This is a genomic window from Plantactinospora solaniradicis, assembly GCF_042658085.1.
Lineage (GTDB): Bacteria > Actinomycetota > Actinomycetes > Mycobacteriales > Micromonosporaceae > Plantactinospora > Plantactinospora solaniradicis.
In genome coordinates, this window is the sequence record NZ_JBHSPR010000017.1 from 422,631 (window position 1) to 433,316 (window position 10,686).

Annotated in this window: 12 protein-coding genes; 5 read left to right on the top strand and 7 right to left on the bottom strand. The window is 71.4% G+C overall.

Going from position 1 to position 10,686, the window contains the following annotated elements; genetic code table 11:
* The 5 genes from ACFP2T_RS21635 to ACFP2T_RS21655 form a co-directional block, all read right to left on the bottom strand.
* A partial coding sequence (locus ACFP2T_RS21635; protein WP_377424477.1) for an SDR family NAD(P)-dependent oxidoreductase occupies positions 1–262 on the bottom strand: 262 nt, incomplete at its 3' end.
* The gene (locus ACFP2T_RS21640) at positions 259–1,680 is read right to left on the bottom strand and encodes an MFS transporter (RefSeq protein WP_377424478.1); all 1,422 of its coding nucleotides are present in this window, start codon (positions 1,678–1,680) and stop codon (positions 259–261) included. The genes ACFP2T_RS21640 and ACFP2T_RS21635, both read right to left, overlap by 4 nt.
* On the bottom strand, positions 1,646–2,971 hold the full coding sequence (locus ACFP2T_RS21645) for an Ldh family oxidoreductase (protein WP_377424480.1): 1,326 nt from the start codon (positions 2,969–2,971) through the stop codon (positions 1,646–1,648). The genes ACFP2T_RS21640 and ACFP2T_RS21645 overlap by 35 nt, the downstream gene beginning before the upstream one ends.
* A 183-nt stretch (positions 2,972–3,154) precedes the next feature.
* Entirely contained in the window at positions 3,155–3,913 is a 759-nt protein-coding gene (locus ACFP2T_RS21650; protein WP_377424482.1) for an IclR family transcriptional regulator, read from the bottom strand.
* 54 nt (positions 3,914–3,967) lie between these two features.
* A complete protein-coding gene (locus tag ACFP2T_RS21655; protein ID WP_377424483.1) occupies positions 3,968–4,960 on the bottom strand; it encodes a threonine ammonia-lyase in 993 nt (330 codons plus the stop codon).
* A gap of 204 nt (positions 4,961–5,164) precedes the next feature.
* On the opposite strand from ACFP2T_RS21655, the gene ACFP2T_RS21660 reads away from it, so the two are divergent.
* Complete coding sequence (locus ACFP2T_RS21660) at positions 5,165–6,163, top strand: DUF4352 domain-containing protein (protein WP_377424485.1); 999 nt, start codon at positions 5,165–5,167, stop codon at positions 6,161–6,163.
* A gap of 43 nt (positions 6,164–6,206) precedes the next feature.
* Here ACFP2T_RS21660 and ACFP2T_RS21665 read toward each other — a convergent pair whose 3' ends face one another.
* A complete protein-coding gene (locus ACFP2T_RS21665; RefSeq protein WP_377424486.1) occupies positions 6,207–7,208 on the bottom strand; it encodes an NAD-dependent epimerase/dehydratase family protein in 1,002 nt (333 codons plus the stop codon).
* 177 nt (positions 7,209–7,385) lie between these two features.
* Between ACFP2T_RS21665 and ACFP2T_RS21670 the strand changes: the two genes are divergently transcribed.
* From ACFP2T_RS21670 to ACFP2T_RS21680, 3 genes are all read left to right on the top strand, one after another.
* Positions 7,386–7,739 (top strand): STAS domain-containing protein, encoded by a 354-nt coding sequence (locus tag ACFP2T_RS21670; RefSeq protein ID WP_377424488.1) that lies wholly within the window; start codon positions 7,386–7,388, stop codon positions 7,737–7,739.
* Between the two features lie 83 nt (positions 7,740–7,822).
* Positions 7,823–8,284: a large conductance mechanosensitive channel protein MscL gene (gene mscL / locus ACFP2T_RS21675; RefSeq protein WP_377424489.1), complete on the top strand. Its 462-nt coding sequence runs from the start codon at positions 7,823–7,825 to the stop codon at positions 8,282–8,284.
* A gap of 113 nt (positions 8,285–8,397) precedes the next feature.
* Positions 8,398–8,628 carry a hypothetical protein gene (locus ACFP2T_RS21680; protein ID WP_377424491.1) on the top strand — a complete coding sequence of 77 codons (231 nt, stop codon included), beginning with the start codon at positions 8,398–8,400 and terminating at the stop codon, positions 8,626–8,628.
* 23 nt (positions 8,629–8,651) lie between these two features.
* Here the strand turns inward: ACFP2T_RS21680 and ACFP2T_RS21685 are convergent, their stop codons facing one another.
* The gene (locus ACFP2T_RS21685) at positions 8,652–9,620 is read right to left on the bottom strand and encodes a LuxR C-terminal-related transcriptional regulator (RefSeq protein ID WP_377424493.1); all 969 of its coding nucleotides are present in this window, start codon (positions 9,618–9,620) and stop codon (positions 8,652–8,654) included.
* A gap of 448 nt (positions 9,621–10,068) precedes the next feature.
* On the opposite strand from ACFP2T_RS21685, the gene ACFP2T_RS21690 reads away from it, so the two are divergent.
* On the top strand, positions 10,069–10,686 hold a 618-nt coding region (locus tag ACFP2T_RS21690; protein WP_377424541.1), incomplete at its 3' end, for a M23 family metallopeptidase.

The following is a 10,686-nucleotide window of genomic DNA, read 5'->3' on the forward strand; positions in this document are numbered from 1 at the left end:
GGATGTCGACCCGGCCGAAGGTGGCGAGCACCTGGTCGGCCATGGCGCGTACCTGGAGGTCGTCGGCGACGTCGGCGGCGGCGGGCCGGGACCGGCCGGCCCACTCCCGGGCCTGCGCGGCGGTCTCCTCGGCCTCGGCCTGCGAGCGGTTGAAGTTGACCACGACGGCGTCCGCGCCGGCTCGGGCCAGGGCCAGGCTGACCGCGCGGCCGATTCCGGTACCGCCGCCGGTGACCACCGCGACGGTCTTCTCGAGGTTCATCGCACGGTCTCCGCAGGGGTGGGCGCCGCGGCCTCACCGGGCGGTTCCTCCTGGTACGCGTGGAGGGCGCTGATGTCCATCGTCCTGGTCTCCCGGGCCACCAGGAACGCCACCAGCGAGATCGCGGCGGTGAAGATGATCCAGAGTGCGACCAGCCAGGGTGAGCCGTCCGCGGTGCTGAGCAGTGCCGCCGCGACGAGCGGGGAGAAGCCGGAGATCGCCGCACCGATCTCCCGGGAGGCGGCGAATCCGGTGTACCGCACCCCCGCTCCGAACAGTTCCGCGTAGAACGCGGGCTGTACGGCGATCATCGGCGCGAACCCGATGCCACCGGCGATGATCAGCGCCAGCCAGATCAGTACGGTCGCCTCGGAGTTGAGCAGCCAGAAGAACGGGAACGCGAAGGCGGCGGTGAAGACCACGCTGAAGACGTTGAGCGGCTTGCGCCCGATCCGGTCCGAGAGCGCCCCGTAGACCGGCTGCACCGCGATCACCACCAGGCCCATCAGGATGACGCCGGTCAACGCGACCCAGCGGGGCCGGTCGAGTTCGTTGGTCAGGTAGGCGACGCTGAAGGTGGCGAAGATGTAGACGATCGCGGTGTCGCAGATGTGTGCGCCGATGCCGACCAGGAAGTTGCGCGGATACATCTTCAGGGTGTCCAGGATGGGCGTCTGGACGACGGTACGGCTGCGTTCCATCCGGGTGAACACCGGCGACTCGGTCACCCGGAGTCGTACGTAGATGGTCACGAAGATCATCGCGAAGCTGGCCAGGAACGGGATCCGCCAGCCCCAGGATTCGAGCTGGTCGTCCGGCAACATGCCGACCAGCAGGAAGGACACGGTGCCGAGCACCAGACCGATCTGCACCCCGGTCTGGGCGTACGACGCGTAGTAGCCGCGCCGGTGCGCGGGGGCGTGCTCGGCGAGCAGGGTCGACGCGCCCCCGAACTCGGCTCCGGCACCGAGTCCCTGGCAGATCCGCATCAGCACCAGCAGGACCGGCGCCCAGATCCCGATCTGGTCGTACGTCGGCAGCAGCCCGATCAGACCGGTGGCGATGCCCATCACCAGCGTGGTGATGATCAGGGTGGAACGGCGGCCGATCCGGTCGCCGAGCCGGCCGAAGAAGAAGCCGCCGACCGGCCGGAACAGGAACGCCACCCCGAACGTGGCGAACGCGACGAGCGTGCCGATCGCCGGGTCGGCGTCCGGGAAGAAGATGTCGTCGAAGACCAGCGCGGCGGCGGTGCCGTAGATGAAGAAGTCGTACCACTCCAGTGCGGTGCCGACCAGTGAGGCCGACACGACCCGGCGGAGTTCGGCGGGTGGGGTGCTGGTCTGTGGCTCGGTGTCGGTCGGCGTCGGGGTGATCTCGGGCTCAGGCGGGGGCGGGGGGTCCACCGGCTGTGTCATCAGGATTCTCCTCGGAGGAGGGTGCCGCGCCGTCGGCGTGGCTTCGGGGTGGGGGTGACAGTGGTGTCCGGGCGGAGGAGGGCGAACGCTCGGAGGTACCGGCCGGACGTGCGGGTGGCGCCGGGCCTCCGGGGAGCGCCGTCAGCTCCTGCCAGGTCGTCGGGGCGAGCGTGATCCCGTCCCGGATCCGGCTGGCGCGGGTCCGCGCCTCCTTCTCGCCGGGCACGAGTACGCCGTCCGGGCCGGGGTCGTTGTCGACGGCGGGCGCGGTGTCGCCCAGCAGCCGGCAGAACCCCTCGGACTGGGCTCGGAACTCGGATACCGGCAGGAAGGTCTGGATGTCGATGGCGATCAGTACGGTGCCGTTGGTGTTGTCGTACCCGGGCAGGCTGGAGACTCCGGCGCCGGAGAGCAGGCCGCCGACGATCTCGATCAGCACGCTCAGGCCGTAGCCCTTGTGCTGGCCGAAGGGAAGTAGTGCACCGCCGTGGTAGAAGTCGCCCGGGTCGGTGGAGTCGCGGCCGTCGGCGTCGACCAGGAGACCGGTGTCGACCCGCTCCCGGCGGGCCATCGACAGCGCCAGCTTGCCCTCGGCGATCGCGGAGGTGGCGAAGTCGAGCACCACGGGTGGGTTGCCGGCGGCGCGGGGAGCGGACCAGGCCAGCGGGTTGGTGCCGAGCCGGCGCTCCCGACCGCCGTACGGCGCGACGGTGGAGTTGATGTTGCAGAATGCGAGCCCGACGGCGTCCGCCTCGGCCAGCAGTTGCACGTACTCACCGAGCCGGCCGATGTGGTTGCAGTTGCCGATCGTCACCACACCGACGCCGTGCTCGCGGGCCAGTTGCCGGGCCTCGGTGACCGCCAGCCGGGCGGCGAGCTGCCCGAACCCGCCCCGGCCGTCGACGACCGCGGTGGCCCGGTGACGGTGCCGGAGAACGGGATCGGCGGTCGGATCGATCATGCCGGCCTGTACCGCGTCGACGTAGGGGACGAGTCGGCGTACCCCGTGTGAGTCGTGCCCGACCAGGTCGGACTCCACCAGGGAGAGCGCCACCGCCTGTGCCGTGGCCTCCGGCGTACCGGCGGTGGTGAGGATCCGTGCGGCGACGGCCACCAGTTCCTCGGCCGGTACGGCGTCCGGGACCGGGCCGTCGTCCGGCTCTCCGGTGCCGGCTGCCGCCGGTCCCGATCCGGCCGGTGCTCGGCTGTTCGGCACGGTCGACCAGGACGGGATGCCCGATGCCATCGGGCTCGTGCCGCCGGTCCGAATCCGATCCTCGCCGCGCGCCATCCGGTTCACTCCTCAGGAGACGGCCGTTCCGCTGTACGGAACGGCGTTCCACAGTAACCTTCGTCACAGTCTGACCGCTGTGACTGGACTACGCAACCTGCTGGAAACAATTGGAGCGGCTACACCGAGGACACCGGCGAGGGCCGGTGGACGCGCCGGGCGCCGTCAGTGGGTGTGGACGGGTCAGACCGTCCGGGCGCCGAGGGCCCGGGAGACCTGGGCGGCGGCCTCCAGCACCTGCCGGCCCACCTCGTCCGGCGGCTGGTCGGCCGCCTCGTAACTGAGCGTCGCCGCGCTCACTCCGCCGATCACGTGACCGGCGTGGTCGTACACCGCCGCTCCGGTCGCGGAGACACCCGGCTCGTTCTCCTCGTGGTCCTCGGCCCAGCCCCGGGACCGGACCGTGGCGAGTTCGGCCAGCAGGTGCCGGACGTCGACGACGGTTCCCGGGGTGTGCCGGCGCAGTCCGGTCCGCTCCGCCAGGGCGACGACGCGGGCGTCGTCCAGCGTCGCCAGGACCGCCTTGCCGATCGACGTGCTGTGCAGGTCGAGGCTCATCCCGACCCGGGAGGCGAGCTGGTACGGCTTGCCCGCCTCCACTTTGGCCACGTACACCGCCTCGTCCCCGGAGAGCAGCGCCAGGTGGATCGTCCGTCCGGTCCGACGCTGCAACTCCTCCAACTGCGGACGTACCTGGGCCGGGAGGTCCAGCCGCTGCATCACCCGACCGGCCAGGGCGAGCATCCGGGGACCGGTGAAGTAGTCGCCCGTACCGCCGGGCCGGGCCAGCCCGCGCTCGACCATCACCTGGAGAATCCGGTGCACGGTGGCCTTCGGCAGGTTCGTCGCCGCCGCAATGTCGGTCAGTCGGCTGTGCTCGACCAGCGCCTCCAACACGTCGAACGTCTTGTCCGAGGCGCTCGCACCGGTCCGGTCAGCCATGGTTCCAATGTAGGGAATGCACCCGGCCGACCCGACCCACCGTCGCCCGCACCGTCATTCGGGGTCGGACCCGGCGGCGACGGACTCGGGGAACGCGGCGTCGGACCTGGTGACGGCCGCCGCGAGTACGGCCGGGTCGACGTTGCCACCGGTCACGACCGCGACCGTACGGCCGGCGGGCAACTCGGCGGCGTGGAACATCCGGGCCGCGGTGGCCACCGCGCCGCTCGGCTCGACCACCAGCCTGGCCTCGCGGATCAGCCGCGTGGTCGCCGCCCCGATCTCGTCCTCGCTGACCGTCACGATGCCGTCCAGCCTCTCCCGCAGATGTGCGAAGGTCAGCGCGGACAGGTTCGTCCGCAGCCCGTCTGCGCTGGTCCGGTAGGTGCGGGCCGGATCCCAGACCAGCAACTCCCCGGCGGCCAGCGACTCCTGGGCGTCGGCGGCGAGCGCCGGCTCGACCCCGATCACCTTCGTGCCGGGGCGGAGCGCCTTGACCGCCGTGGCGATGCCGGAGGCGAGCCCACCCCCGCCGATCGGCACCAGCAGCACGTCGACCTCGGGCAGGTCCTCCAGCACCTCGATCCCGATCGTGCCCTGGCCGGCAATGATCCGCCGGTCGTCGAAGGGTGGGATCAGCGTCCGGCCCTGCTCGGCGGCGATCGCCTCGGCGACCGGCAGCCGATCGGGCGGCGGCACCATCCGCACCTCCGCGCCGAGGGCGCGTACCTGGTCGACCTTGGTCGCCGGGGCGCCGTCCGGGATCACCACCGTGCACGACACTCCCAGGGCCCGGGCGGCGTAGGCGAGCGCCTGACCGTGGTTTCCGGACGAGTGCGTGACGACCCCCCGGGCCCGTCGCACGGGATCGAGCCGGGCCACCGCGTGGGTCGCACCGCGCAGCTTGAACGAGCCGACCGGTTGCAGGCTCTCCGGCTTGACCCAGAGCTGGTCGTCCCACCGGCACGGCAGCAACGGGGTACGCAGCACCACCCCGGCCAGGTCGGTCAGCGCGGCCCGGACGTCGTCGACGGTAACGAGATCCACCCCGCCATCCTGCCACCCGGTCCGTGAACCGCCTTCGGAGCCGGCCGGCACCGCCGGTGAGCCGGTCGGCACCGCCGGGCGTGCGGGCTGGCCGGTCCGAGGACGGTGGCGCCGGAACGGCGCGAAGATGCCGATCCCTACTGGGATCAATAGGACTAAAGCCTAGTATTTCTCGAAGGCCCGACAAACGACACGAGGATCGCGATGACCAGGCCCGACCAGTCCGGCGAGGATCCGCACCAGACCGGTGCCGGTTCCGACGGGCCGCTGGCGGGCGAGGACCGGCCGGAGTACCCGCCGGCGCCGGCCGAGCGGCCCTGGGACTGGGCGATCGACCCGCCGCCCCCGGCGGGTCCGAGTCAGCAGCCGGCGCCGGACCCGGGGGCGGGCCGGTCGGTGGACGAGGTCCCCGATCCGATCCCCCCGGGCGTGGGCGCACCGCCCCGGTCGACCGGCGGCGCACCCGCACCGCCCCGGATCGCACCGCCCGGTCCGACGGGGCAGCCGCCGGACTGGTCCACCCCGGACACCCCGGCCAACACGCCGCCGCTGGGCGGGTACCCGGGACCGCCGCAGTGGCCCGGCCAGCCCGCCGCGCAGGCGCAGAGCGCTCCCGGGTCGGGCCCGCAGGCAGCCGACCCCGCCGGGCCAGCCCCGAACCTCGCCCGCCCGACCGACCGACGATGGTGGTTCGTGCTCGGCATCGTCGCGGCGCTGCTCTCCTGCTGCTGCGTGGCCGCGGCCGTGATCGCCCTGGCCTGGGGACCGGACCTCTACACCGGGCTGCGCGAGCGGGAGCGGCGGGTGGTCGGGCTCAACCAGCCGATCCGGGACGGCGATCTCGAATTCCGGGTACGGCAACTGCGGTGCGGCCTGACCGAGGTGGGCGACCCGCTGGTCAGCCAGCTCGCGCTGGGACAGTTCTGCGTGGTCGACCTGGTGGTGCGGAACCTGGGCGCACAGCCGGTGGTCTTCCACGACAACCTGCAGATCGCGTACGGGCCCGCGGGCCAGCGGTTCGGGGTGGACAGCACGGCGGGGTTGCTGGCCAACGCCGACCAGCGCGCCTTCCTCAGCGAGATCAACCCCGGCAACCGGGTGACCGGGGCCATCGTCTACGACATCCCGCCGGACTCCCGGATCGTCCGGCTCCGGCTGCACGGCTCCATGACCTCACCGGGGGTACAGGTCCGGACCGGGTGAGGTCGCCTGGGCAGAAACCGGGAGCCGGGAGCCGGGCGCTCGGCTATCGGGCGTGCCAGGCCGCCAGCAGTTCGCCCTCCTCGGCCGCCGTGAGCCCGGTCGACCTGCCGCCCGGGGCGGATCCGGTGTCGACCGCGGCCAACCAGGCGGCGGTGTCCCGGGCGGTCGCCGCCAGGTCCCGGGGGCGCAGTCCCGCCGCCAGGGAGGGTGTCACGTCCCGGCTCATGAAGCCGGCGTACTCCGGCAGGGGCAGCCACAGCGGCAGGGAGCGGGGGCCGGCCCAGGGCACCACCTCCTGCTCGGCCAGGAACTCCTGCGGTACGTAGGTCAGCGGAGCGTCCTCGCCCAGCACGGCGGACAGGAACTCCTGCCGGGTGATCGTCGGCGCCATCCCGTCGTACGTGCCGGCCAGGCCCCGCTCGCCGGCCTCGACGATCCAGGCGGCGAGGTCGCGTACGTCGATGAGCTGTACCGAGTCGTCCGGGGTGCCGGGGGCGAGGACCTCGCCACTGCGGGCGGCCCGGCGTACCCAGTATGTGAAGCGCCCGCTCGGATCCTCCGGCCCCACGATCAGGCCGGCCCGACAGATGAACGCCCGATCGGCGCCGACGGCGGCCGTCACGAGCCGTTCACCGCTCACCTTGCAGGCCCCGTACGCCTCCCCGTCCTTCTCCGGGTCCTCCGCGTCCGGGGGCGCGGGTGGCAGCACGGGGGCGGTGTCGACCCGCTGCCCCACGGTGGCGTTGTCCGCGTACACGGAACAGGTGGAGACGAAGGTGAAATGCCCCACCCGGTCGGCCAGCGAGGCGAGCGCGTGCCGGACGTGGTCGGGCCGGCGGGCGACGTCCACGACCGCGTCGAACCCTCCGGCGAGGGCGTCCAGGCCCGCCGGGTCGTCGCGGTCCACCCGGACGAAGCGCGCGCCGTCGACCGGGTTGCCGGACGAGCCCCGGGCTGCGCAGGTAACGTCGTGACCGGCCGCGAGCGCCTGCTGGGCGACGGCCCGGCCGAGAAATACCGTGCCACCGAGAATGAGGATGCGCATCCGGCGATCGTGCCCCGCCGGTACGCGTCCCGGAAGGCTTGTTCGCGTACGGCAGATCCCGGTCGGCCGGGTTCGACGACCACGGCCGACGGCTGACGAGGCGACTCTCGGGTGCCCGTCGGTGCGTACCGGCCCGGTTGTGGAGTACGGTTCGACCGATATCCCAGGAGGTCGAGAATGTCCCTGACGGTGCACACCGAAGAGCGTGCCGACGTCGTCGTCGTGTCGGTCGCGGGCGAGCTGGACATGGCCACCGCGCCACAGCTGCAGGACCAGATCACGGACCTGTTGGAGAAGGGGCGCATCCGGCTGGTCTTCGACCTGTCGGAGTTGTCGTTCTGCGACTCGACCGGGCTCTCCGTGTTCGTCCGGGCCCGGAACAGCGCCGACGAGGCCGGCGGTGCCGTGCGACTGGCCGCCCCGCGCCGGGGTGTGCTGCGGATCCTCGAGGTCAGCGGCCTGGTGGAGGTGCTGCAGACCCACGCCACGGTCGACGAGGCCGTGGCCGGCGGGACCGCCGCGACCGGCTGAGCATCCGCCGGCACTTTTCCTCCCGGCCCGGCCGGGGCATAGGTTGACCGTCGACAAACAGCGGCAACCTAGCGGAGGCGCGAATGCTCAAGGGCTTCAAAGACTTCATCATGCGGGGCAACGTCGTCGACCTCGCCGTCGGTCTGGTCATCGGCGCGGCCTTCACCGGACTGGTCACGGCGTTCACCACGTCGTTCCTGAAGCCGGTGATCAGCCTGCTCGGCGGCGGTAAGGGCGAGCTGGCGGGCGCCTGGAAGCTCCCCAACGGAGACAAGATCGACTGGGCCGGCTTCGTCAACGCCACCATCACCTTCTTCCTGACCGCCGCCGTGCTCTACTTCCTGGTGGTCTTTCCGATGAACAAGCTCGCGGAGCGGCGCCGGAGCGGCGAGGAGCCTCCGCCGGCCGCGCCGAGCGAGGAGATCAAGCTGCTCACCGAGATCCGGGACGCGCTGGTCGCTGCCGGTCAGGCACCCGGACGGCACCCTGAGACGCCGGACGACCGGTACGGCCAGCAGTACCCGCCGGCCCAGCGTCGCCCCTGAGCCAGCCCGACCAACCCGGGCACGCGGTCGGAGTTCGCCCTACACCAAGGGTCCGACAGACAGGTTCACCCACCCATGGACCCTATCGAACGTGTGTTCGATAGGGTCCGGGCATGGAACAACGAAAGCACTGGTGGAACGGCAAGTGGGGGCGCCTGGCGCGGCGCGATGTCTACCTTCGGGCCGACGCCGACCAGTGGCACGTGGAGCAGCGCGCAGGCGGGGCCGAGGGGGTCTCCCGGTTCTTCGAGTTCGACAGCGAGGACGAGGCGTACGAGCGGGTCCGGGCGCTGCTGGTCGGCCCGGACACCTGGCGGGAGCTCTCGGCCCGCCCACCCGGATGACAGGAAGGCCACGAGATCGGGTCTCAGGTCACCCAGCCCCTGCGGGTCGCCTCCACTCCGGCCTGGAAACGACTCACCGCCCTCAACCGCTCGGTCAACACGGTCATCATCCGCTGCACGCTACGGGTCGACACCGCCAGCTTGCGGGCCGCGGACTCGTCCGTATGCCCGGCCGCCAGCAGCTTGAGCAGGTGCCGCTCCTGGCTGGTCAGGCCGTCCCCGTCGCGGGCGGGCGCCTCGCCGAAGGGCCGGCCCGACTCCCAGACCTGCTCGAAGAGCGCGACGAGGCCGGTGACCACGCCCGGGATGTAGATCTCCAGGGCTCCGGCCCGCGAATCGGCGGGGTCGATAGGCACCAGAGCGGTTCGACGGTCGACGATCACCAGCCGCATCGGCAGGGTCGGCACTGTGCGGCAGTGACCGCCGAGCTGCGCCATCCACCGCACGTGCGCCACGGTGGCGGGGTCGTTCCGGAAGCTCTCCTGGTAGACGCCCCGGATCAGCACACCACGCTCCAGAGCGGCCTGGTTGAGCGGCTTCGCCGCCTCGATCGTGTCGGGCGCCTGCGCACCACCGCTGCTGAACGAGCAGCACTCCCGCTCCGTTTCCCAGACGAGCTCGGCGAGCCGGTCACGGACGGCCTCGATCCCCTCCAGGCGGGTGACGACATCCGCCGAGCCGTGCGCGGAGAACTCGGCGGCGATGCTGATGATCGCCGACCTGGTCGCCTCGATCTGGTGCTGTCGGGCCGCGACCTCCGCCTCGGCACGGGCCAGCAGCAACATCAGGCCGGCCTGCGGGCGCACCGCCCGCAGGCCGTCATCGGAGGCGCGGACCAACGACAGGTTGATGAGCCGGTCCAGTGCCTGGCGGACCGCCTCCTCGCCGACCTCTAGGTACGCGGCGAGTTCGCCCACTCCCGCACGAGGGCGGTAGAGCATCGCCCGATACACGTTTTCGTCCCATTGCGACAAGCCCAGGTTGGCCAGCAACTCAACCCCTCACCCCCGTGTGGATCTAGCGCAATTCTGCAACAGGCGGCGGTCGATCCGCTGCCCCCGACTCGACATCCCGGTCCGGACGCTGGCGCCATTACGCCAGGCGGAGTCGCGCCAGGTCAGAGGCCGTGACTTCGAATCGCAAGATCGAAATCCTTGACTCCGGGCAAGTGTCACCGCCCGAGCGCCATCCACCACATCCATCAGCGAAGAAGTTGTTCACCTATCGAAAGGCTCATCTGGCGTCGATGTTCATCATGTGTTCATCGTCATCGCTGCGTTGCTGACCGCGCGGAGCCGCCAACCCATCAATCCCACCATCCCCCCGCCCCGGAACCAAGCCGCTGGCACCTTCTGCGAAAGGATGACGATGCACCCCTCGACATCACCCGAAACGATACGGACAGCACTGTCCCGCGGCCGTTCGATCGTCGCCACCACGCTGGCCGCGCTCGCCGTGATGACCTCGGCGACCCTGGTCACGGTCGATGCGCACGAGGCCGAGGCCGCCGGCCCCCGCCCACTGTTCCAGCTCCCGTTCCCGTGCGGTGAATCGTGGCTCCTGCAGACCTACAGGGGACACGACGACTACGACATCGACATGACCCCCACCTCAGGCCCCGCAGCCGGCCGGGCGGTCATCGCCTCCTACGGCGGCACCGTGGCGTCCGCAGGATACGACAGCGGTGGCGGCAACTACGTCCGCATCGACCATGGCGACGGCTGGCAGACCCGGTACCTGCACTTCCTGGAGCCGGCGATGGTCTCGGTGGGCCAGAGGGTGAACCGTGGCCAGCAGATCGGCAAGGTCGGCAGTACCGGCAACTCCTCGGGGCCGCACCTGCACTACGAGCAGCTCCGCGACGGCGCCAAGGTCGAGTCGTGGTTCAACGGCATACCGTCGGGCATCACCACCGACGGCTACCCCGACGGGGAACCACTCTCGCCCGCGGTTACGCGCGTCAGCAACAACTGCGGCGGTTCCCAGAGCCGGACCGTGGGTGACTACAACGCCGATGGGCACAGTGACCTGGCGCTGTACCGGCGGGACCCGGTGAAC

What these genes read in the sequence shown, in the direction of transcription:
- ACFP2T_RS21680 (WP_377424491.1), top strand. Translation starts at nt 8,398, where the DNA reads ATGGAACAACGAAAGCACTGGTGGAACGGCAAGTGGGGGCGCCTGGCG.
- ACFP2T_RS21645 (WP_377424480.1), bottom strand. Translation starts at nt 2,971, where the DNA reads ATGGCGCGCGGCGAGGATCGGATTCGGACCGGCGGCACGAGCCCGATG.
- ACFP2T_RS21665 (WP_377424486.1), bottom strand. Translation starts at nt 7,208, where the DNA reads ATGCGCATCCTCATTCTCGGTGGCACGGTATTTCTCGGCCGGGCCGTC.
- mscL (WP_377424489.1), top strand. Translation starts at nt 7,823, where the DNA reads ATGCTCAAGGGCTTCAAAGACTTCATCATGCGGGGCAACGTCGTCGAC.
- ACFP2T_RS21640 (WP_377424478.1), bottom strand. Translation starts at nt 1,680, where the DNA reads ATGACACAGCCGGTGGACCCCCCGCCCCCGCCTGAGCCCGAGATCACC.
- ACFP2T_RS21650 (WP_377424482.1), bottom strand. Translation starts at nt 3,913, where the DNA reads ATGGCTGACCGGACCGGTGCGAGCGCCTCGGACAAGACGTTCGACGTG.
- ACFP2T_RS21660 (WP_377424485.1), top strand. Translation starts at nt 5,165, where the DNA reads ATGACCAGGCCCGACCAGTCCGGCGAGGATCCGCACCAGACCGGTGCC.
- ACFP2T_RS21670 (WP_377424488.1), top strand. Translation starts at nt 7,386, where the DNA reads ATGTCCCTGACGGTGCACACCGAAGAGCGTGCCGACGTCGTCGTCGTG.